This is a genomic window from Caballeronia sp. GAFFF1 (genome assembly GCF_023630705.1).
Classification (GTDB): Bacteria; Pseudomonadota; Gammaproteobacteria; order Burkholderiales; family Burkholderiaceae; genus Caballeronia.
In genome coordinates this window covers 15514-36714 of record NZ_JALQEM010000021.1, presented here as the reverse complement: position 1 = coordinate 36714, position 21201 = coordinate 15514, and the positions used below count along the sequence as shown (strand labels likewise).

The window sequence follows — 21201 nt, the reverse complement described above, 5'->3', positions numbered from 1 at the left end:
CATCCGGCGCGACAATCGACCGCACTGGACGCTTAATCGAAGTATTGGGCGAGTTCGGCGGCGCGTGCTTCGAGTTCTGGAAGCGGCATGGCGTGCGTTTCGGCGGCGGCTTGACGATTGCGCTGGGCGGCAGCAATCGCGTCTTGGCGCGACGTGGCGTCGTGATGCAGATGGAACAGCGCGGCCCGCGATCCGGGAATGGAATGCCAGCGCACGCCGAGGCGCGTTGCACGCGTGAGCAGGTCGTCGTCTTCGCCGCCCCAGCCGGTGAAGCGCGGATCGTAACCGCCCACGCGCATGTATTCGGACCGCTTCATCAGCACGATTGCGCCCGGCGTATTTTCGTAGAGCACTTCCATTCCATCCGGCAATTCGGATTCGAGATGCTTTTCCAGCGCCGCGTAATCCCCCGAGCGGATGAAGTCGCTCCGATAATCGCCGGTGATATTAATGACGCGAAGAAACGGACATAACGCATCGCTCGCTGTGCCATCTCTCAATGAACCGAGGCTCAGGGAAAGGTATTCCGGATTGGCGATCATATCCGCGTCGTGGAAACAGATGATATTGCCGGTGCATAAACGCGCGCCGAGATTACACAGTTTCGCTTTCGGAAAAGGCCCGTCGTCGTGGATAAAGATATGGCGGATTTTCTCGTCGCCGAAACCCGACCAATGGAAGGTCGGCGTTGCGTCCGCTTCTATCAGATAAACCACGTAATCGCGGTAAGTCAAGTCGAGGTGACGCAGCACGCCACGCAGGTTTTCGCGCCGCTCCTGCGTCGCGCCGCGATAGGTCATGATTATTTCGAGACCACCGAGAGATATCGGCTTGTTTTCACTCATGATGCTTCTATACCGTTGATGACCAATCGGCCCTGCAATGAGCACGGCCGGATTAGTTAAATAAACGACGGGCGTGCCGTTCTCTGAAAAGTTGCTTGGGTGCTCGGCCCTGAATGTATTTCCGAGTTTAGCACTCGCGCGTCGTTTCATTTTTAGGCATATTCGCAGAAACAAACCGCGAAAATTGAATGGATATGTCGCCTCCCGGGGGCGCTTGCCTTCGCCAACCCGGCCCCCTAAACTCGTCCGCTTACGTCCGGCGCCGCGCGCCGTCTTTCTTCTTCAGAGCCTGTGGAGCAGCGTCCCGATGAGCTGGATCGGCTTGGTCTTTCTTGGCGCGGTCATCGGCGTGGCAGGCTGGTGGCTGCATCCGCTGCGGCGGGCCGGGCGCGTCGGTCGGGGCGCGGCGGGACGCGTGTGGGCCGCAATCGTCGCGGGCATCATCGCCACCGTGGTTGCGCGCATGTTCGGCAATGTCATCGATGTTTATCACGATGGCGAGACGCTCGAATGGCTCGCGTGCACGGTCTTCGCGCTCCTCGCCGTGACGGCGACCGTCGGGCTGGCCGCGCGCCGCTGAGGCTTTCGCATCTTAATTCGCCACTTTCGGCAGGTGATTCATGAACGACCGCATCGCACATTCCGCTGTTCCCGATCCTTCGACATTCGCCGCGCGCGTTGAAACGCTTCGCAGCCAAATGGCAGCGGAGCGCATCGACGCCGTTCTTATTCCGTCCGCCGATCCTCACCTTTCCGAATATCTGCCCGCGCGCTGGCAGGGCCGCCAATGGCTGTCGGGTTTCACCGGCTCGGTCGGCACGCTCGTCGTGACGAAAGACTTCGCGGGCGTCTGGGTCGATAGCCGCTACTGGACGCAGGCGGAAGCGCAACTCGCCGGCACCGGCATCTTGCTTATGAAGATGATGGGCGGGCAGCAGACCGCGCCGCACGTCGAATGGCTCGCGGAAAACGTGCCGGCGGGCGGGGTCGTCGCGGTGGATGGCGCGGTGCTCGGCGTGGCGGCAGCGCGTGCGCTGGCCGATGCGCTGACGGCGCGCGGCATCGCGCTGCGCACCGATGTAGACGTGCTCGAATCCGTCTGGCCCGAGCGTCCCGGCCTGCCGGAAGCGCCCGTGTACGAACACGCCGCGCCGCACGCGAGCGTCGGCCGCGCCGAGAAACTGGCGCACATCCGCGAAACCATGCGCGCGAAGGGCGCGCAGTGGCATTTCGTCTCGACGCTCGACGATCTCGCGTGGCTCTTCAATCTGCGCGGCGCCGATGTCAGCTATAACCCGGTGTTCGTTGCGCACGCGCTGGTCGGTCTGGACGACGCCACGCTTTTCGTAGCCGAGAGCAAGGTTCCCGACGCGCTGAAGGCAGCGCTCGCCCGCGACAACGTGCGCGTCGCCCCGTACGCGGACGCAATGCAGGCGCTCGCCTCGCTACCTCACGGCTCGACGCTGCTCATCGATCCGCGCCGCATCACGCACGGCTTGCTGGAGAAGGTGCCGTCGCGGTGAATATCGTCGAAGCGGTGAATCCGTCGACGTTCGCGAAGTCGCGCAAGACGGCGGCAGAAGCCGAGCATATTCGCGCGACGATGGAGCAGGACGGCGCGGCCCTCGCCGAATTCTTCGCGTGGTTCGAAGACGCGCTGGGCCGCGAGCGCATCACGGAACTGACCATCGACGAGCAACTGACGGCGGCGCGCGCGCGGCGGCCGGGCTTCGTGACGCTGAGCTTCGGCACGATCGCGGGTTTCAATGCGAACGGCGCGATGCCGCACTACCGCGCCACCGAGGCGTCGCATTCGGTGATCGAAGGCAACGGATTGCTGCTGATCGACTCCGGCGGTCAGTATGTAAGCGGCACGACGGACATCACGCGCGTCGTGCCCGTGGGCGAGATCACGCCCGAGCACAGGCGCGATTTCACGACGGTGCTCAAAGGTACGATTGCGCTCTCGCGTGCGCGCTTTCCGCGCGGCATCCGCTCGCCGATGCTGGACTCCATCGCCCGCGCGCCGATCTGGGAAGCGGGCGCGGACTATGGTCACGGCACGGGTCACGGCGTCGGCTACTTTCTGAACGTGCACGAGGGCCCGCAGGTCATCTCGCACTACGCGCCCGCCGAGCCGTGGACAGCCATGGAAGAGGGCATGATCACGTCGATCGAGCCGGGCATCTATCGGCCGGGCAAGTGGGGCATCCGCATCGAAAATCTGGTGCTAAACCAGAGCGCGGGCAAGACCGAGTTCGGCGACTTCCTCTCGTTCGAAACGCTGACGCTGTGCCCGATCGACACGCGCTGCATCGACGTGTCGCTCTTGCGCGAGGACGAGCGCGCGTGGCTCAACGCGTATCACGAGACGGTGCGGCGGCGCGTGTCGCCGCATGTCGAGGGCACGGCGAAGGCGTGGCTCCTTAAACGGACCGAGGCAATATGATATGGGCAAAGAAACCGCGGTTATCGTGATCGACGTGCAGAACATGTTCTTCAGCGGCGCGAAGCCTGCGCATCGCGCGGCCGAAGTGATCGATGGCATCAACCGGCTGACGGCGGCGGCGCGTCGGTCGGAGGCGCCGGTTTTCATCGTGCAGCACGAGAGCGACGCGAACGGCCCGCTCGCGCGTGAGAGCGACGCGTGGCGGCTGCCTTCGTCGCTCGTGCGCGAAGCGGGTGACGCGCCGATCCACAAAACCGTCGGCGATTCGTTTCAGGGCACGCCGCTCGAACAGCGTCTTCGCGAGCGCGGCATCGAAAGCGTCGTGCTGTGCGGTTACGCGACGGAGTTCTGCGTGAACGCCACCGCGCGCCGCGCAGAATTGCTCGGTTTTCGCACGGTTGTCGCGGCGGACCTGCATACGACCGCGGACAAGCCGCATCTCGACGCCGCGAAGATCGTCGAGCATCAGAACTTCGTCTGGACACATTCGTCGATGTCCGGCAACGGCGTCAGCGTCCTGCCTTCGGCCGAGATTCTGCAAAAGGAGTTCGCATGACCATCAAAGCAGTCGTGTTCGATTTTGGCGGCGTGCTGATCGACTGGAACCGGGAATATCTGTACAAGCAGTTGATCCCCGACGAAGCCGAGCGTCGCTGGTTCCTGGACAACGTCTGCAAGATGGACTGGGTCGTGCAGCAGGACGGCGGGCAAAGCGTGGAAGAGGGCACGGCCGAGCTCGTCGCGCAGTACCCGGAGCACGAGCCGCTGATCCGCGCGTTTTATGCGCGCTGGCAGGAAATGGTGGCGGGCGTGCTGGAAGAGGGCGTCGAGCTCGTCGACCGGCTGGACGCCGCCGGCGTGCCGCTTTTCGGGCTGACGAACTGGTCGGCAGAGACCTTCCCGTATGCGTGGGAACGCTTCGACGTGCTGCGGCGCTTCAAGGAAATCGTGGTGTCGGGGCGCGTCGGACTGGTGAAGCCGAATCCGCAGATTTTCGCGCTGATGCGCGCGGAAATCGAAAAGCATCTGCCCGGCATCGAGCCGCACGAACTCGTTTTCATCGACGACAACGCAGCGAACGCGCAAGCCGCGACGGATCTCGGCTGGCACGGCGTGCATCACACCGGCGCGCAGGAAACGGAAGCGAAGCTGCGCGCGCTGGGCGTTCCCGTCTGAGCCGCTACGAGCGAAGCAAACGGCGGCGCGCTACTGCCCCAGCAGGTTCTTCAGCGCGTTGCCGATTCCCTTCACCGTTTCGCCCGCGCCCTTCGCCACGCCTTCCGCGCTCACGCCCAGCGCCTTCGCGAAGCCGGCCGCCAGCTTCTTCGACAAACTCTCCGAGAGCGAGAACTTCGGATCGCGCAAATCGCCTTCGAGCACGAAATCCAGCTTGATTTCCTGCTTGCGGTCCTTGAGCGCGGCGATCGCGGCTTTCGTCGGAATAGAGAGAAAAGTGTCGAGCGGACTGTCGCCGTCGCTGATCTGCAAGTGGTTCAGCGCGAGCGTTCCCGGCGCGTGGATGCGGTAATCGCGGACGTTCGCGTCGATGGTCATGTCGATGGTCCCGCCCGTCACCGCGGCCTTCGCGCCGGCTTTTTTCAGCAAGTACGGATCGAGCGTGGATATATCGACGCTGCGCAGCATCGCGTGCGTTTGTGAATCCTTGTTCGCGATGACCATCCAGCCGCCCCAAGAGACGGCGCCCGTGTGCGACGGACCTTTGATCGAGCCGTTCATCGACAGCGCGGTGCGGTCGGTCAGCGCGGGTAGATGCAAATGGTCGATGGTCGCGCGCGCGTCGCTGATCAGCACGCGATACGGCGGCTGCCGCACGGAAGCATCGAAGAACTCCATCGCGCCGCGCTCGAACGACACGCGGTCGATCAGCTTCTCTTCCTCCGCGTGCTGGGCGGCTTTGTCGCCGGGCTTCGCGTCGGCTTCGCGCGCCGTTTCCTTGAGACCGGGCAGCACGCGCACGAGGCCATCGGCGGAACGGGCGATCGAAAGGTAGTAGTTGTCGACGCTCACATCGCGCAAGTGAACGCGGTTCGACAGCGCCGCGCGCATGTCCACGTCGAGCACGATGCGCTCGGCGCGTAACGCGTCGCTTGTGGGCCAGTCATGCGGGCCGCGCAGCCGCACGCGCGAGAGCGTGATATGTCCGAAGCCGACATCGATCTCATCGACGGAACCGTTCGGTCCGAGCGTCTCGCGGATGCGCTCCTTCATTTGATGCGCGACGAAGAACCAGCCGCCGACCGCCACGACGACGAGCGCCACGACGATTCCCGTTGCCCACCGCGCTCCCCTCTGCGCGCGCCGTCCCGCCATCTGATGCGTCTCCATTTTGGGCGTTATCGTGCCGCCAGAAACAGAAATGGCGACGGTCGCTAGACGGTCGCCATTTTCCGAACCGATGTCGGTGCGCGCGCCCGCATTAGGCGCGCTTTGCCGGTCAGCGGGTGATTAACGCGTGATCGGCTTGTAACGCAGACGCTTCGGCTTCGCGGCTTCTTCGCCCAGACGCTTGCGTTTGTCGGCCTCGTATTCCTGATAGTTGCCGTCGAAGAATTCGACGTGCGATTCGCCTTCGAACGCGAGAATGTGCGTCGCGATGCGGTCCAGGAACCAGCGGTCGTGCGAGATGACCATCACCGAGCCGGCGAATTCGAGCAGCGCGTCTTCGAGCGCGCGCAGCGTTTCGACGTCGAGGTCGTTCGACGGCTCGTCCAGCAGCAGCACGTTGCCGCCCGCGATCAGCGTCTTCGCGAGATGCAGCCGCCCGCGCTCGCCGCCCGACAGATTGCCGACCAGCTTCTGCTGATCGCTGCCCTTGAAGTTGAACCGGCCGATATACGCACGTGACGGCGTTTCGTACTTGCCGACCGTCAGCACATCCGCGCCGCCGGAGATTTCCTCGAAGACGGTCTTGTCGGCGGCGAGCGCGTCGCGGCTCTGATCGACATAGGCCAGCTTGACGGTCGGCCCCATGATGATTTCGCCCGAATCCGGCTGCTCGCGGCCGGTCAACATGCGGAAGAGCGTCGATTTACCCGCGCCGTTCGGCCCGATGATGCCGACGATCGCGCCCGCCGGAATCTTCATGCTCAGGTTGTCGATGAGCAGGCGATCGCCGTAAGCCTTGCTCACGTTCTTGAACTCGATGACTTCGTTACCGAGCCTATCGCCGACCGGAATGAAGATTTCCTGCGTCTCGTTGCGCTTCTGGTATTCCTGGCTGTTGAGTTCCTCGAACCGCGCGATACGCGCCTTCGACTTCGCCTGGCGTCCTTTCGGGTTCTGGCGCACCCATTCCAGTTCTTTCTTGATTGCCTTCTGGCGCGCGGATTCGCTCGCTTCTTCCTGCTTGAGGCGCTCGTCCTTCTGATCGAGCCAGCTCGAATAGTTGCCTTTCCACGGAATGCCGTGGCCGCGGTCGAGTTCGAGAATCCATTCAGCGGCGTTGTCGAGGAAGTAGCGATCGTGCGTGACCGCGACGACGGTGCCGGGATAGCGCGTGAGGAACTGTTCGAGCCATTCGACGGATTCCGCGTCGAGGTGGTTGGTCGGCTCGTCGAGCAGCAGCATGTCGGGCTTTTGCAGCAGGAGCTTGCACAGCGCGACGCGCCGCTTTTCGCCGCCCGACAGATGTTCGATCTTCGCGTCCCACGCGGGCAGGCGCAGCGCGTCGGCGGCGACTTCGAGCTGCTGCTCGGGGCTGCCGCCGTCGCTCGTCGCGAGAATGGCTTCGTACTTCGCCTGCTCGGCGGCGAGCTTGTCGAAGTCGGCGTCGGGCTCGGCGTACGCGGCGTAGATTTCGTCGAGCTTCTTCTGCGCCTGGAAGACATCGCCGAGACCTTCCTCGACGGCCTGACGCACGGTCTGCTGCGGATCGAGCTGCGGCTCCTGCGGCAGATAGCCGATGTTGAGATTGGGCATCGGCTGCGCTTCGCCTTCGATGTCCTTATCGACGCCCGCCATGATCCGGATGAGCGTGGACTTGCCCGAACCGTTCAGCCCGAGCAGACCGATCTTCGCGCCGGGAAAGAACGAGAGGGAGATGTCTTTCAGAATCTGACGCTTCGGCGGCACGATCTTGCCGACGCGGTTCATGGTGAAGACGTATTGGGCCATGTTGTGCGTGATGTGAGTGAGGGGATGAACGCGGCGCCGAAGTGCGCGCGCGATCCGCTATTCGATGGAAGTCGGCGCGGGAGGACGCACGCGCCGGGTTGCGTGTCATTGTACTTCGGGCGTGCGCCGCTATTCCCAGCGCGCGACGCCCCCATGCCGCGAGCACGTCTCGCTGTGATGCTGGCTGAAGCTGTAGGTTCCATCGCGGCATTGCGCGCTCGCGCCTTCGGGAACGGCGCCCGAGCGCGAGCGGGCGGGTGAGTGGATGACGTTGCCGTCGTGGTTGCGGTAGTGGCGGTGGGAGTCGAGGTCGGATTCGTCGGGTTGCTGAGGGCTGTAGCCGTAGTAGTAGGCGTGAGCGGGTGCGCATGCGAGCGCGATCATGCAACCGGCGACGAACGCGCCGATTCGTGGCTGTCTCTTCATTCTTCTGGTCACTCGTTGTTGTTCTCGACGGTCTTTGCCGCCGTCCGCTCGTGAAAAAAGCGGAGCGCCATTTTTCAGGCGCTCCGCTTTTCGAATCAAGCCGTTGTGACGACTTATGACGCTCAGGCGTTATGCACGCACCCCGAGTTGCGGTCGAATCTGGCGTCCTGACAAAGCTCATCTTTCCCCACCAGTGCAGGTCGCCTGAGTCCGTCTTATCTTGTCCCGAAAACGTTCGTATGCAGCTTACGAAAAACCTTGCATTGGCCCGTTTCTTTGCTATGTTGTCTTAGACTACGTTGATTCGCTAGAAGTAAAAGTCTTCGGCAGACGAAGTGACCAGCATCATTGACCGTGGTTGAGCAACGAGGCAGATGTGAAACACCTAATCGGTGCCGCTCTCAGCTAATGGCCATCAACCTTGCTGTCGCGGTCAGTTTCAGCGCGTTAGTCTTCGGCCTTGCCGGTTGCGCTCGACCGTCGCATCCGGTTCCCGTTACCGAGATCCGCCCCGGGTCGATACGCGGACCGACAGCTTTGCGCAGATCGGCGCGATGTATGGCACGCGCCCGGGCTTCTACTTGCTGGTCGGTCCGGATTGGAACGGCACAGTCCCTGCCGGCATCACGAGGGTCTTCCGCTCGGCGACCGGCACGGCCTTCGTGGTACCGCGCGTGTTCATGGACGACACCGCCGAGGATCGTGCCGCGATTCAAGAAGCGATCGCCGGCATTGATATCTATCCGCTTTCCGAATTCGACGGCACGGCAAAGCGTCATGACTGGACGCGCCTGCCCACTCTGTCGTCGCCCACTAGCGAAAGCGGGACCGGCGGTGCGGAAACGAAGTGGGTCATCCCCGACAAGTTCTTTGACGAGTTACCGTTAGTTCTGAAAGATACGCCGCCTCTACCTGGCGAGGAGGCGCGATATGCACAGATAAATGCGGTTCTCGCCGCGGCAAAAGAAAATCCCGGCCTAAAAAGCGCGATGATCGACGAAGCGATGAGAGCCGACAAGGACTTGTCGACCCGCTGCTTCAGTTCAGGAACTGGGGTAGCCCAGCAGGAAATTACTGGACCTCCACCCGGAACAATGCTGCATTTGGCACTGACTACTTCACGCGCACGGCTATCGCCAAGTCAAACATCCTTGTCAACGCGGGCGCCGAGACCAAGTACTTGTATCAGGATCTCGATGCGAATGGTCAGCGACTGTCGGGAGCGAACAGGTACACCGTAACGTTTCCCAAAGGACAAACGCCCCCGGTCAATGGTTTCTGGTCCTTGACGATGTACGACAGTGCTCACTTCTTCGTGCCGAACACGCTGAAGCGATACTCGCTCGGCACCAAGAACCGGAACTTGAAGTTCGATGCGGACGGTTCCTTGACCTTATACGTGCAAGCCGATTCCCCCGGAGCTGATAAAGAGTCGAACTGGTTGCCAGCGCCGGCCGGCGCGCCGTTTTCGTTATATATGCGTGCCTATTGGCCGAAGGGCCCTGTGATTGACGGCTCGTGGACTCCGCCACCGGTGGTCGTCGCTCAATAGCTTTACATGCAGTTCAGTTCCGAGACTCGTCTTCAACAAGGAAATAGGGCCATGAAATTCATTCGGGCTTCAGTGATAGCAATCGCAGCAACGGCGCTAGCATTGGCTTTGCAGGCGCAAGACACCGCGGCGCAGAACAGTGCGATGGATGCCACGCATTCCTCGCAGGCATCCAGCGCGGGGGCGCTGTCGGATGAGCAAATCAGTCAGGCCTACATCTACCTTCTCGGCCGGTTGTTCGTCACTCGGCAGGAGCAACTGGATTTTCAAGAAGGCTTCCAGTGGAACCAGTTGATCCATCGCAAGCCCGGTGCGGTCGACTGGCCCAATCCCAATCTCGATGTGGCGTATTCCGAGGCCTGGGTGGCCGTCGACGAGAATAGCTGTACGGTTATGACGGTCCCGCCGATCAGAGGCAGGTACTTCACCGTTCAGGTGCTAAGCGGGTGGGGTGAAACCCTTGCCAATATTAATGAACGTGTATTTCCGAAAAAGCCCTACGGCGATTTCGCGTTATGCCTGAGCGGCTCGAAGGTGCTCACGCCCGCGGGTGCCACGCGGATTGACCTTCCGGTCAGGTACTCGCGTATCTTGACGAGAGTCGCGCTCGGCAGCGATGTCGATGGTGCGGTTGCGCTACAGCATCAGTTCCGGCTAACGGCAACGGGGACGCCTGCGCTTCCTTCAATACCGAAAACGCCCATCTTCGCGCTGGAAGACTTTCCCGGTGTCGAAGCTTTCGACGCGGCAGGCGCGGCACTGGATAGCGAGCCGGAGCGCAATCCGGGGCTGGAGAGCATGAGCGCGCTGGTTCGGCGAGTCGCGAGCGCCGCCGGCGACCCGTCGCAGCGGGAGAGGATTGATCATGTGACCCGTACGAAGGCATTGGCTGACATTGCCAAGGCGGGCGAGATCATCGGGCACGGAACGGTGCAAAACGGCTGGGCTCGGCCGGGCGTAGTCGGTGAGTACGGGATCGACTACCTGACACGGACGCTGGTGAATTACCGTGGCATATGGGCGAATATCAAGCCGGAGGTACTTTATTATCGCGGCGCCAAAGATTCGGCTGGCGCGGAGTTGACCGGTGATAACGTCTATGAGTTGACGTTCCCGAAGGACGCGCTGCCCTCGCGCTTCGCCAACTATTTCTGGTCTGTGATTGCAGTAGACAGCGCCCGGTTCCGCGTGTTGCCCAATCCATCGAGCAAGTACCTGATCAACGAGGCGTCCGGTTTGACCTATGGTGAAGACGGCTCTCTGACACTTTACTTTGCCGCCGAAAAGCCCGCAAATGCGCCGGAAGGCAACTGGCTACCGACTCCGCGCGGATCGAAGTACCGTTTGACCTTTCGCTACTATGGGCCGATTGATGCGGTAGCGAATGGAACGTATTATCCGCCCGCTCTGAAGCGTGTTCGCTGAGAAGCGCGCCTACCGTTCCTTTCAACCTGATAATTGCGCGGCGTGGTTGACGGCACTCAGATGCTCCTGCAACTCCGCAGGAGTTGAGCGTTAAGCAAATGTTGCCTTCGGTGAAGGTGTATGACGCTCAAAGAGCGCTTTGGGTCGGCTACGGACCCATGACGCCAGCCGCGCACTACGAAGACTGCACGAAGCGTTGCTGCGCGGTCGTCTGCCTTAGTCGAATGCCGGTGAGCGGAAATAGGCGAGTGCATGTGCGCATGCATCGTCGATAGCCGCTCTATCCCAGCGCCATTGCCGAATCAGTGTCACTGAACCGATAGCCCCCACCGGCACGCTTGGCTTCGTACATCGCCGTATCCGCTCTTTTGAGGAGGCCTCCGAGTGACTCGCTCGCCGCCTCGCGCGTAGCGATCCCGATGCTCAAGCCGACCGGTAAGAAGTCGTCGGCAAGCGGGCGAACTGCGGAAAGAAGCCTCCTGCATAACTGGCCGATCTCGTGACGACTCTGGAGTCCGGGGGCGATAAGCACGAACTCGTCGCCGCCGACCCGGGCAAGCGTATCGCCCGACCGGGTAACGTCTCTTAGCAGATCCGCGACGCGACGAAGGAGTGCGTCCCCGGTCGCATGACCCAACTTGTCATTCACCGACTTGAAACCATCCAGGTCGATGAAGAGTGCAGTGACCGGACCGCCGTCGTCGCCAGCGCCGTCCTGCAAGTGGCAGAGTGTCCGATCGAGTTCTCGCCGGTTCGGCAGTCCCGTCAACGCATCGCGGTACGCAGCGCGACTCATCCGCTCGGTGCCCCGGACGACGCCCCGGAACGCTCTCTTCTGCATCCTGAAAGCGAACGCGAGCATTGCTGCGACGGCAAGTAAAAGCCCAGCGAACGCACAGCCGGTCAACTCCACCCGGTGCGTCTCGTCAGCGAGCCCGGCGGCTCTCCTTGCCTCGCACTCGGCGGCAAGTTTTGAGACCTGCACCCGTATCCGGTCCATCGCGTCCTTGCCTGCGTTGGTATTGACGATCTTTAACGCATCGTCGTGCTGCCCACGCCTTTGCAGATCTATCGTCAGAGCGAGCTCGTCGAGCTTGGTCGTCAGATCCGCCGTAATACGAGTCAGCGCCTCTTGTTGCTGCGGACGGGACAGGGAATGCGTTAGCTCCTGCAGCGCTGCTAAGGCTCGCGTACTGCCGTTCTCAAACGGTTCTAGATAGATTTCACTGCCCGTCAATAGATAGCCCCGTTGACTGGTCTCCGCTCGCTCTACGCCGCTCAGAAGCGCGTTGCTACGTTTGATGAGCAACGAGGCGTTGTTCACCAGACGGACGTCGGCAATCACGGCGTGCGCTTGGAAAACCGCAGCGATCGCGCACGCTACCAGTGCGGCGACAATGACCGCGTAGATCAGCATGGAGCGCCGTTGCTCCACGGCGATGGTTTCTCGAACATCAGTCATGTGTGCGCGAAAGATGAGTCCGGCGCTGGTGGTGCCCGGTGACACCGATTCTACTTGCGAGAATTCGGAACGAACGAGAGAACAAGCGGCTCTTTCCTAGGTTAATCCTGTCGCAACGGTGCCTATAGGTAATTTCTACGTCGGGTGCGTTTCAGGAGCATGAGGTAGGCGTCGCCATAGAGTGGCCCGTTTCGGCCGTTCGCGAACGCTTCGGCGTAGACAGCCCAACGTCCCATGCGCGTCGGACACCCGTCGTTCCGCGTTCCGTTGGCGAGGGGCGCCTCATCGGCCGTCGAGACTGCGAATGTGCCCGATGGGACGGCTGCTAGAACGCCGAAGTGGACAGGACGACATACCCTCAGGCTAACGATAGCGAGGTCCGATCCGAGCAGCGAATACGACACTAGGAAAGGATCGTCTTCGGTCTTCGGACAGATGGCCAGGTACTTCGATGGCCCTCTGATTGCTGAAAACGATGAAGGAGGCAGTCATTTGATCAGGCCGGTCGACATGAGGAGACTTCTTCCCGCCTTGCATGGAGTATCGGAGAGTCGACGTTCACCGGAAGGCAGCGCATATCGTGGCCAAGGCAGATCTCCTGCGGCTGGCGCTGAAGTTAATGGGGAGCAAGCGCGCCGGCGTCGGCCATCAGAAGCTCGAGCGCCGTCTGGGCGACACTGTTCGGTGATTGGGGCACCTGCGCGGCAAGCGGACGATCAGCGGACTGCTTCGGTATCCCGGTAACGCGTGTTATTGTTCCGCGTCGTCCGAAACACATCCTTCGGAACACGTGCGTTTCCGTGCACCAACGTGACCGCCCTTATTCAGAGCGGCGCGTGTCTATGCAGCACATCGCAAGTCGGCGTTGTGCTTACCCCTGCAGTCAGGCGTGACCCGAAGCTGGATTTCGACTTGACAGACCGTCAAAATGAAGAAAATGTTGATTAGGCTGAAAAGCAATGTTCCGGGGCTCGACGACGTCTTGGGCGGTGGGCTCGTGGCCGGTTCCTCGTACATCATCCAAGGGCAGCCGGGGTCCGGTAAAACGATCCTAGCGAACCAGATAGCGTTCTCGCACATGAAGCGGGGCCAGAGAGTCCTGTATGTCACTCTGCTCGCCGAGTCGCATGAACGGTTATTCCAGTCCCTATCCACGCTGGAATTTTTTGAAGCCGGTCATATCGGAGCAGAAGCCAGCTATATCAGCCTGCTGAAAGTCTTTCGTGAAAAAGGCCTGCAAGCACTAGTCGACGCGCTCCGTTTGGAGTTGAAACGTCAAAGCGCATCGCTCTTGATTCTTGATGGCCTATTGAACGCTCGCGAACGTTCGTCGGATGCCCTTGATGTCAAGTCATTTGTCGCTGAACTTCAAGGGCACGCATCGTTTACCGGCTGCACGGTCCTTTTCCTGACAAGCGCCGACGCAGAAAACGCAAGCCCGGAACACACCATGGTCGATGGCGTGATCCAATTGCGCGAGGAGTTGTTCGGTTCACGCACGGTTCGTCGGCTGCGAGTGGCCAAATCAAGGGGGAGTGGGTCTCTCGGAGGTTTGCATGCCTACGAGATCGCTGATCGGGGCATTACTGTCTACCCGCGCCTCGAGGCTCTTCTCGCCCTCCCGTCCAAGATGGGGGGTGTAACAGCCAGGCGGGTAACAACGGGGGTGACCGATTTCGACAAGCGGATACAAGGCGGCCTGCCGGCCGATTCCGTGACGTTGATCACGGGCCCGGCCGGCAGCGGAAAGACCACCTTCGGGTTGAGCTTTCTGCAAGCCAGTACTGTGCAAGAGCCCTCGCTGCACTTCGGCTTCTATGAGACGCCGGAAAGACTCGAGGCAAAAGCGTCGGCGTTAGGGATAGCGTTACAGCCATTGGTCGCGTCCGGTGCGGTGCACGTCATGTGGACGCCGCTCACGGAAAACATCCTCGACAAGCTCGCTAGCCAGCTCCTGGAGGCGATTCATAAGCATGGCATAAAGCGCTTGTTTATCGACGGAATGGGCGGATTCCAAAGTGCGGCAGTCGTTCCCGACCGACTCATCGACTTCTTTGCCGCTTTAACGAATCAGCTGAGAGCCATGGAAGTTACGACTGTCTGCACCTGGGAAACACGCCAGATGCTCGGTGCCGCAATGACCAACCCGTCTCCCAGGCTGATCAGTATGCTTGACGGCCTGATAAACATGCATCACGCGTTAGACGGGTCGACGGTTCGTCGCGGCATGATAGTCGTCAAACTCCGCGACAGCACATTCGATCCGTCGATAGCGGAAATTGAAATCTCGACGGGTGGCATCCGTATATTAGGTCAGATGTCTCCCACCGCCTCCTCTCCGTCAGCGCGTTTCGCACTGAACAGCGACGACGCAGCAGCAGAATAACGAGAGGCGAGGAGAATGACCACAATTGTCGTCGTCGATGATGAAACTACTATTACTGACTTCCTATGCTACCTGTTGAAGGAAGAAGGCTTCGACGTATTTGCGGCAAGTGATGGCAGGGCAGCTCTGGACCTGATCGAATTGACCAGGCCCGATCTCATCGTGACTGACTTCATGATGCCAATCATGTCGGGACTCGACCTTGCACGCGCTTTGAAGGCAGACGACGCATTTTCAAAGGTCCCCATCATTCTTGCGACGGCTGCTCAAGGAGCGATTGCGCGATCGAACGCAACCTTGTTCGCCGCGATTTTGGATAAGCCATATCCTCTGGACGAGCTTCTGTGCTTAATCAGAGAGTTGTCATCAAGTCGATGAAGGCGATCAAATCTTAGGTGACGCGGCAGCGACGTTTCTGAGCTTCGATCCGCAGTTTGCGCCCTTGCTTCAAGCCACGGGCAATGGATGTATGGACGCCGGGCTCGGCCGACTGACTCGATGATCGAAGTGGCCAGCTTCCTGCCCTGGGCCGCGCGAATAACGGCGTTGAGTCCGCTGCCGGTACGGGGTCGAATTCCCGCGGCGCTCTATTCGCTGGAAGCGGCCCTCGATCGTGCACCGATCGGAAGGTCGGCTCCGGGTCGCTAAGCGCCGACCGCGCCGGCCCATACTGCTACGCTCTAGCAGAAGCTCTTACTAGCCGCCGTGTATCCGCCAATAAGATGCGACATGTCGACGACTCGCTGGTGGCGAACTTCGCCCTCGCATTGCCATTGCATAATCCGCGAGCAATGACGCGCCGAAGGCTGCCCGCCGCTACTTTTCGAGCAAAGACGGACACAATGACATTGACGTTACCTGTCTCATCGTCCAGCGTCGCGAACATGACGCCTTTTGCCGTGCAGGGGCGCTGCCGCACGGTAACGAGCCTGCAGCCTCTCGCAAGACGCCTGTTCTGGTAGATACCGGAGAACTGGGCAAGATTGTGACCAGTGCACACAACTTCGCTGCCCACACCGCAAGGGCGTGGACAGCCGCCTGACGGCGGCTCCAAAGTTGCACGCAGATGTGACTGCCGCGCCGGCGTCGCCGGCTTGCCCAATGGAGATAGAAGTTCCTCAGAGAACCGAGTGGTGAAGCTCCAGTACCACCGGGTATAGATGCGGTGGGAGTTGCCCATAACCGTCAACTCCGAGGTGTACGTCCATAAGCCCCTAGGTGCGGCTGAACAAGAAATTCATCACATCCCCATCCTGCACGACGTATTCCTTCCCTTCCGCCCGCATCTTCCCGGCTTCCTTGGCGCCTTGCTCGCCCTTGAACGCGACGTAGTCATCGAAAGAGATGGTCTGCGCACGGATGAACCCGCGCTCGAAGTCCGTGTGGATCGCGCCGGCCGCCTGCGGCGCCGTATCGCCGATATGGATCGTCCACGCGCGGACTTCCTTCACGCCTGCCGTGAAATACGTCTGCAAGCCGAGCAGCTTGAACCCGGCGCGAATGACACGGTTCAGCCCCGGCTCGTCCATGCCCATATCGGCGAGGAAATCCTGCTTGTCCGCATCGTCCAGATCGGCGATTTCTGCTTCGATCGCCGCGCACACCGCGACCACCGGCGCGCCTTCGGCTTCCGCGTGCTTGCGCACTGCGTCGAGGTACGGATTGTTCTCGAAGCCGTCTTCCTTCACGTTCGCGACGTACATCGTCGGCTTCGACGTGATGAGGCAGAACGGCTTGATGAGCGCCTGCTCCTCGTCGGTCAGCGAAAGCGCGCGCACCGGCTTCGCCTGATCGAGCTGGGCGCGCACTCTGTCGAGCACCGCGACGAGCTTCGCCGCTTCCTTGTCGTTGCCCGATTTGGCGGCCTTCGAGTAACGCGTGAGCGCCTTTTCGACCGTGGCGAGGTCCGCGAGCGCGAGTTCCGTGTCGATGACTTCGATGTCCGCGAGCGGATCGACCTTGCCCGCGACGTGAATCACGTTTTCGTCTTCGAAGCAGCGCACGACGTGCGTGATCGCGTCCGTCTCGCGGATGTTCGCGAGGAACTGGTTGCCGAGGCCTTCGCCCTTGCTCGCGCCCGCGACCAGACCCGCGATATCGACGAACTCGACGACAGCCGGCAGGATGCGCTCGGGCTTCACGATCTCGGCGAGCGCCTGAAGGCGCGCGTCCGGCACTTCCACGACGCCGACGTTCGGCTCGATGGTGCAGAACGGATAGTTCTCGGCGGCAATCCCCGCCTTGGTCAGTGCATTGAAAAGCGTGGACTTGCCGACGTTAGGCAAGCCGACGATGCCGCATTGGAGGCTCATGGAATCCTTCGAACTGGTGAGACGGCGCTTCGCCGCGCGGGGTTCGTCAAACGATGCGCGCCGGGCGGCGACAAGGGCGCCCGCCAGCGCAGCGGCCGCTCGGCGGCCGGGCAAACCGCTATTGTACCGCCGGGCCGGGCCGGCGTTTCCGCCGCCCTGTCCTTTGAGCAAGCGCCAAAACCCGCGCAACCCTCGAAGCTATAATGCCCGCATGACTTCGCATCCCTTGACCTTTCACGCGGTCGTCGTCGGTGGCGGGCTCGTCGGCAAGACCGCCGCGCTCGCGCTCGCCCAGTCCGGCCGGCGCGTCGCGCTGCTCGCGCCGCCCGCGGCCGGTTTGCCGCCCGGCGCGGTCTTCGATTCGCGCATCTACGCGCTGTCGTCCAGTTCGGAGACGCTGCTCGAACGGCTGCGCGTGTGGCAGGCGCTCGATCGCTCGCGGCTCGGCCCGGTGTTCGACATGCGCGTGTTCGGCGACACGCATGCGGAGCTGCACTTCTCGGCGTTTCAGGCTTCGGTGCCGCAGCTCGCTTGGATTGTCGAATCGACGTTGATCGAACAGGCGCTCGATGCCGCCCTGCGCTTCCAGCCGAGCCTTTCGTGGTTCGAGGCGCGCGCACAGGGCATGACGATCGACGACGATGCCGCGCACGTCGTGCTGTCGAGCGGCGAAACGCTGCAGACGGATCTGATCGTCGGCGCGGACGGCGCGCATTCGTGGGTGCGCGCGCAGATGGGCGCGAAGATGCATCGCCGCGATTACCGGCAAACGGGCGTCGTCGCGAACTTCAAGGCCGAGCGGCCGCACGGCGAAACCGCCTACCAATGGTTTCGCGATACCGAAATCATCGCGCTCTTGCCGCTTCCGGGCGATCACGTGTCGCTCGTCTGGTCGGCGCGCACGGAGCACGCGAACGAGCTGCTCGCGCTCGATCCGGCGCAACTGGCAGCGCAAGTCGAGCAGGCCACGCAAAACACGCTCGGCGCGCTGGAATGCGTGACGCCCGCGCAGGGGTTTCCGCTCGGGCTGCAGACGGTGGACCGGCTGATCGCGCCGCGCGTGGCGCTCGTCGGCGATGCCGCGCACCTCATTCATCCGTTGTGCGGGCAGGGCATGAATCTCGGCCTGCGCGACGTCGCCACGCTCGCCGATGTTATCGCGAACAAGGAAGCCTTCCGCGATCTCGGCGACCCGATCCTGCTGCGCCGCTACGAGCGCGCGCGCCGCGAAGACATCCAGAAGCTGACAATCGTGACGGACGGCATGCAGCGCCTGTTTTCGGCGCCGGGCACCATCGCGCAGGCGATTCGCAATACCGGCATGGCGCTCGTCGGAGCCCAGCCGCTCGCCAAACGCTGGCTCGTCTCGGCGGCGCTCGGGTGACGCGTCAAGTTCAACGGTCCAACTCACAACACCAAGGCGGGCGCGGTCGTCACGCGTCGCCCCATCATCGGGATACGGCATGAAAACCACTTTTCGCCTTGCTCTCGCCGCGGCAGCCACGCTTGCCGCGACGCTCGGCCTCGGCTGTTCGGCGCAGGCCGATCAAACCACCGACAAGCTCAAATCCACGCTCGAAGCGCGCATGGGCGAAGCGACCATCAAGAGCATCGACAAGACGCCGATTCCGGGGCTCTACGAAGTGAACCTCGGCACGCAGATCGTCTATAGCGACGCGACCGGCAACTACGTGATGGTCGGCGATCTCGTCGACACGCGCAGCAACAAGAATCTGACCGAAGCGCGGCTGGCGGAAACGAACAAGATCGATTTCGCGAAGCTGCCGTTCGAGAACGCGGTGAAGGTCGTCAAAGGCAACGGCAGCCGCAAGATCGCGGTGTTTTCGGATCCGAACTGTCCGTATTGCAAGCAGCTGGAATCGTCGCTGAAGTCCATCGACAACGTGACCGTGTACACGTTCCTGTATCCGGTGCTTTCGCCGGATTCGACCGAGAAGTCGAAGTCGATCTGGTGCTCGAAAGACCGCGCGATGAGCTGGGAAAGCTGGATGCTCGACCGCAAGCCGCCGACCACCGCCGGCACATGCGACACCGCCGCGATCGACAAGAACCTGAAGCTCGGCCGCTCGATGAACGTCTCCGGCACGCCGACGGTTTTCCTCGCGGACGGCCGCCGTCTGCCGGGCGCCGTGCCCGCAGACAGGCTGGAAAAGGAAATCTCGGCCGCGCACTGAGCACGGTCCGATCTGGCAAGAGGAGGCGTGAGGGCGCCTCCTTTCGTTTTACGGCTCGCCGTTGCGCATCCGGCGCAATGAAGCAACGCCCAGAACAAGAACAAGGACGACTATGGCAATAACTCCGCTCCCGCAACCGGTGCGCTACAGCATCGTTCCGAAGAACCCGGCGGCGCATCTGTTCGAAGTGACGCTGACCGTCGCGCAGCCCGATCCGGCTGGGCAGCGATTCCTGCTGCCCGTGTGGATTCCCGGCAGCTACATGATCCGTGAATTCGCGCGCAACATCGTGACGTTGCAGGCGTTCAACGCGGCCGGCCGGCGCGTCGCCATCGAAAAAACCGACAAGCACGCGTGGCAAGCCGCGCCGGTCGACGGCCCGATCACGCTGCGCTACGAAGTCTATGCGTGGGACATGTCCGTGCGCGCCGCGCATCTGGACGATACGGTCGGGTTCTTCAACGGCACGAGCGTCTTTCTGGCGGTGGAAGGACAGTCGAGCGCGCCGTGCGCCGTCGATATTCAACCGCCGCCTGGCGGCGCGCACCGCAACTGGCGCGTCGCGACGGCGCTCGCTGAATCGCGCGGAACGAAGCGCTACGGCTTCGGCAGCTACGAAGCGGCGAACTACGACGAACTGATCGACCATCCCGTCACGCTCGGCGAATTCGCGCTCGGCAACTTCACCGCGCACGGCGTGAAGCATGACATCGTGATCGCGGGGCGCGTCGTCGCGCTGGACATGCAGCGGCTCGCGGCGGACCTGAAGCGCGTGTGCGAAGCGCAGATCGCGCTCTTCGAACCGCGTACCAAGAAAGCGCCGATGGATCGCTACGTGTTCATGACGGTCGCCGTCAGCGATGGTTACGGCGGGCTGGAGCATCGGGCATCGACGGCGCTGATCTGCAATCGCACCGACCTTCCGGTGCAGGGCCGCCCGGAAATGACGGACGGCTATCGCACGTATCTGGGCTTGTGCAGCCACGAGTACTTCCATACGTGGAACGTGAAGCGCATCAAGCCGGCGGCGTTCGCGCCGTACGATTTGTCGCAGGAGAATTACACGTCGCTGCTGTGGCTCTTCGAGGGCTTCACGTCGTATTACGACGACCTGATGCTCGTGCGCAGCGGTCTCATCAGCGCGGGCGATTATTTCTCGCTGCTCGGCAAGACCATCGGCGGCGTGCTGCGCGGCAGCGGGCGGCTCAAGCAATCGGTCGCGCAGAGTTCGTTCGACGCGTGGGTCAAGTACTACCGCGCCGACGAGAATGCGCCCAACGCCATCGTCAGTTATTACCAGAAGGGATCGCTGCTCGCGCTGGCCTTCGATTTGTCGATCCGCGCGCAGACCGACAACCGCAAGTCGCTCGACGACGTCATGCGGCTGCTCTGGCAGCGTTACGGCCGCGATTTCTACACCGGCAAGCCGCGCGGCATCCGCGAGGAAGACGTCGAGGCGCTGTTCGCCGAGGCAACCGGCGCGGACCTGCGCGCGCTCTTTCGCGATGGCGTGCGCGGCACGCGCGATCTGCCGCTCGATGCGCTGCTCGAGCCGTTCGGCGTCGCGCTCGCGCCCGACATGCCGACGAACGGCACCGCCGGCAGGCCGTCGCTCGGGGCGCGGGTGCGCGGCGGCGCGGAATGCACGCTCGCGGTCGTCCATGACGGCGGGGCGGCACAGAAGGCGGGACTGTCGGCGGGCGACGTGCTCGTGGCCATCGACGGCCTGCGCGTCACCGGATCGAATCTGGACGCGCTGCTGTCGCGCTATTTGCCGGGCGCGAGAATCGAGGTGCACGCGTTCCGCCGCGACGAACTGCGCCGCACCGAAGTCAGGCTCGACGCGCCCGAGGTGTCGCGCTATGTGCTGACCGCGATCGACGGCCGCGGTCCGTCGAAGCAGTGGCGCGAGCGCTGGCTGAAAGGCTGATCTCAGCGCGACCGTCGGAGGATTGTTCTACCGGTGCAACGATCCTTCACGGCCGCGCGGCTTTTTCCCGAACGTCGAAAACTGA

At 62.2% G+C, this 21201-nt stretch carries 17 protein-coding genes and 2 pseudogenes; 12 read left to right on the top strand and 7 right to left on the bottom strand.

Annotation, left to right across the window (positions count from 1 at the left end):
• Positions 1-32 precede the first annotated feature (32 nt).
• Complete coding sequence (locus NCR37_RS11790) at positions 33-995, bottom strand: glycosyltransferase family 2 protein (protein ID WP_250473157.1); 963 nt, start codon at positions 993-995, stop codon at positions 33-35.
• 157 nt (positions 996-1152) lie between these two features.
• Between NCR37_RS11790 and NCR37_RS11785 the strand changes: the two genes are divergently transcribed.
• The 4 genes and pseudogenes from NCR37_RS11785 (at position 1153) to NCR37_RS11770 (ending at position 4470) form a co-directional block, all read left to right on the top strand.
• Entirely contained in the window at positions 1153-1425 is a 273-nt protein-coding gene (locus tag NCR37_RS11785) for a hypothetical protein (protein ID WP_250473156.1), read from the top strand.
• A gap of 40 nt (positions 1426-1465) precedes the next feature.
• Positions 1466-3294, top strand: a pseudogene (locus NCR37_RS11780) (aminopeptidase P family protein).
• Position 3295: 1 nt separating this feature from the next.
• On the top strand, positions 3296-3850 hold the full coding sequence (locus NCR37_RS11775) for a cysteine hydrolase family protein (protein WP_250473155.1): 555 nt from the start codon (positions 3296-3298) through the stop codon (positions 3848-3850).
• Positions 3847-4470, top strand: a complete 624-nt coding sequence (locus NCR37_RS11770) for an HAD family hydrolase (protein WP_250473154.1) — start codon at positions 3847-3849, stop codon at positions 4468-4470. The genes NCR37_RS11775 and NCR37_RS11770 overlap by 4 nt, the downstream gene beginning before the upstream one ends.
• Before the next feature lie 30 nt (positions 4471-4500).
• On the opposite strand, the gene NCR37_RS11765 is transcribed toward NCR37_RS11770, so the two are convergent.
• From NCR37_RS11765 to NCR37_RS11755, 3 genes are all read right to left on the bottom strand, one after another.
• Complete coding sequence (locus NCR37_RS11765) at positions 4501-5625, bottom strand: DUF748 domain-containing protein (protein WP_250473177.1); 1125 nt, start codon at positions 5623-5625, stop codon at positions 4501-4503.
• Positions 5626-5760: 135 nt separating this feature from the next.
• Positions 5761-7428, bottom strand: a complete 1668-nt coding sequence (gene ettA, locus NCR37_RS11760; RefSeq protein ID WP_250473153.1) for an energy-dependent translational throttle protein EttA — start codon at positions 7426-7428, stop codon at positions 5761-5763.
• A 129-nt stretch (positions 7429-7557) separates the two neighbouring features.
• The gene (locus NCR37_RS11755; RefSeq protein ID WP_502800514.1) at positions 7558-7854 is read right to left on the bottom strand and encodes a DUF3761 domain-containing protein; all 297 of its coding nucleotides are present in this window, start codon (positions 7852-7854) and stop codon (positions 7558-7560) included.
• Between the two features lie 467 nt (positions 7855-8321).
• Between NCR37_RS11755 and NCR37_RS11750 the strand changes: the two genes are divergently transcribed.
• The 3 genes from NCR37_RS11750 to NCR37_RS11740 are packed head-to-tail and all read left to right on the top strand — an operon-like array spanning position 8322 to position 10831.
• Positions 8322-9095: a DUF1254 domain-containing protein gene (locus tag NCR37_RS11750; protein WP_250473152.1), complete on the top strand. Its 774-nt coding sequence runs from the start codon at positions 8322-8324 to the stop codon at positions 9093-9095.
• The gene (locus NCR37_RS11745; RefSeq protein WP_250473151.1) at positions 9035-9406 is read left to right on the top strand and encodes a DUF1214 domain-containing protein; all 372 of its coding nucleotides are present in this window, start codon (positions 9035-9037) and stop codon (positions 9404-9406) included. The genes NCR37_RS11750 and NCR37_RS11745 overlap by 61 nt, the downstream gene beginning before the upstream one ends.
• Before the next feature lie 51 nt (positions 9407-9457).
• Positions 9458-10831: a DUF1214 domain-containing protein gene (locus NCR37_RS11740; RefSeq protein ID WP_250473150.1), complete on the top strand. Its 1374-nt coding sequence runs from the start codon at positions 9458-9460 to the stop codon at positions 10829-10831.
• Positions 10832-11111: 280 nt separating this feature from the next.
• On the opposite strand, the gene NCR37_RS11735 is transcribed toward NCR37_RS11740, so the two are convergent.
• Positions 11112-12293, bottom strand: a complete 1182-nt coding sequence (locus NCR37_RS11735) for a GGDEF domain-containing protein (RefSeq protein WP_250473149.1) — start codon at positions 12291-12293, stop codon at positions 11112-11114.
• 928 nt (positions 12294-13221) lie between these two features.
• On the opposite strand from NCR37_RS11735, the gene NCR37_RS11730 reads away from it, so the two are divergent.
• Both NCR37_RS11730 and NCR37_RS11725 read left to right on the top strand, forming a co-directional pair.
• Positions 13222-14679: an RAD55 family ATPase gene (locus NCR37_RS11730; RefSeq protein ID WP_250473148.1), complete on the top strand. Its 1458-nt coding sequence runs from the start codon at positions 13222-13224 to the stop codon at positions 14677-14679.
• Between the two features lie 15 nt (positions 14680-14694).
• A complete protein-coding gene (locus NCR37_RS11725) occupies positions 14695-15057 on the top strand; it encodes a response regulator (protein ID WP_250473147.1) in 363 nt (120 codons plus the stop codon).
• Positions 15058-15359: 302 nt separating this feature from the next.
• Here the strand turns inward: NCR37_RS11725 and NCR37_RS11720 are convergent.
• A pseudogene (locus NCR37_RS11720) lies at positions 15360-15640 on the bottom strand (hypothetical protein); the annotation flags it as partial.
• A 253-nt stretch (positions 15641-15893) separates the two neighbouring features.
• A complete protein-coding gene (ychF, locus tag NCR37_RS11715) occupies positions 15894-16991 on the bottom strand; it encodes a redox-regulated ATPase YchF (RefSeq protein WP_250473146.1) in 1098 nt (365 codons plus the stop codon).
• A gap of 211 nt (positions 16992-17202) precedes the next feature.
• On the opposite strand from ychF, the gene NCR37_RS11710 reads away from it, so the two are divergent.
• From NCR37_RS11710 to NCR37_RS11700, 3 genes are all read left to right on the top strand, one after another.
• A complete protein-coding gene (locus NCR37_RS11710; protein ID WP_250473145.1) occupies positions 17203-18375 on the top strand; it encodes a UbiH/UbiF family hydroxylase in 1173 nt (390 codons plus the stop codon).
• Positions 18376-18454: 79 nt separating this feature from the next.
• On the top strand, positions 18455-19186 hold the full coding sequence (locus NCR37_RS11705; RefSeq protein WP_250473144.1) for a DsbC family protein: 732 nt from the start codon (positions 18455-18457) through the stop codon (positions 19184-19186).
• A 112-nt stretch (positions 19187-19298) separates the two neighbouring features.
• The gene (locus NCR37_RS11700; RefSeq protein WP_250473143.1) at positions 19299-21116 is read left to right on the top strand and encodes a M61 family metallopeptidase; all 1818 of its coding nucleotides are present in this window, start codon (positions 19299-19301) and stop codon (positions 21114-21116) included.
• Positions 21117-21201 lie beyond the last annotated feature (85 nt).

What these genes read in the sequence shown, in the direction of transcription:
- NCR37_RS11770 (WP_250473154.1), top strand. Translation starts at nt 3,847, where the DNA reads ATGACCATCAAAGCAGTCGTGTTCGATTTTGGCGGCGTGCTGATCGAC.
- NCR37_RS11735 (WP_250473149.1), bottom strand. Translation starts at nt 12,293, where the DNA reads ATGACTGATGTTCGAGAAACCATCGCCGTGGAGCAACGGCGCTCCATG.
- NCR37_RS11725 (WP_250473147.1), top strand. Translation starts at nt 14,695, where the DNA reads ATGACCACAATTGTCGTCGTCGATGATGAAACTACTATTACTGACTTC.
- NCR37_RS11710 (WP_250473145.1), top strand. Translation starts at nt 17,203, where the DNA reads ATGACTTCGCATCCCTTGACCTTTCACGCGGTCGTCGTCGGTGGCGGG.
- NCR37_RS11700 (WP_250473143.1), top strand. Translation starts at nt 19,299, where the DNA reads ATGGCAATAACTCCGCTCCCGCAACCGGTGCGCTACAGCATCGTTCCG.
- ychF (WP_250473146.1), bottom strand. Translation starts at nt 16,991, where the DNA reads ATGAGCCTCCAATGCGGCATCGTCGGCTTGCCTAACGTCGGCAAGTCC.
- NCR37_RS11785 (WP_250473156.1), top strand. Translation starts at nt 1,153, where the DNA reads ATGAGCTGGATCGGCTTGGTCTTTCTTGGCGCGGTCATCGGCGTGGCA.
- NCR37_RS11705 (WP_250473144.1), top strand. Translation starts at nt 18,455, where the DNA reads ATGAAAACCACTTTTCGCCTTGCTCTCGCCGCGGCAGCCACGCTTGCC.
- NCR37_RS11765 (WP_250473177.1), bottom strand. Translation starts at nt 5,625, where the DNA reads ATGGCGGGACGGCGCGCGCAGAGGGGAGCGCGGTGGGCAACGGGAATC.
- NCR37_RS11755 (WP_502800514.1), bottom strand. Translation starts at nt 7,854, where the DNA reads ATGAAGAGACAGCCACGAATCGGCGCGTTCGTCGCCGGTTGCATGATC.
- NCR37_RS11790 (WP_250473157.1), bottom strand. Translation starts at nt 995, where the DNA reads ATGAAACGACGCGCGAGTGCTAAACTCGGAAATACATTCAGGGCCGAG.
- NCR37_RS11740 (WP_250473150.1), top strand. Translation starts at nt 9,458, where the DNA reads ATGAAATTCATTCGGGCTTCAGTGATAGCAATCGCAGCAACGGCGCTA.
- ettA (WP_250473153.1), bottom strand. Translation starts at nt 7,428, where the DNA reads ATGGCCCAATACGTCTTCACCATGAACCGCGTCGGCAAGATCGTGCCG.
- NCR37_RS11730 (WP_250473148.1), top strand. Translation starts at nt 13,222, where the DNA reads ATGAAGAAAATGTTGATTAGGCTGAAAAGCAATGTTCCGGGGCTCGAC.
- NCR37_RS11775 (WP_250473155.1), top strand. Translation starts at nt 3,296, where the DNA reads ATGGGCAAAGAAACCGCGGTTATCGTGATCGACGTGCAGAACATGTTC.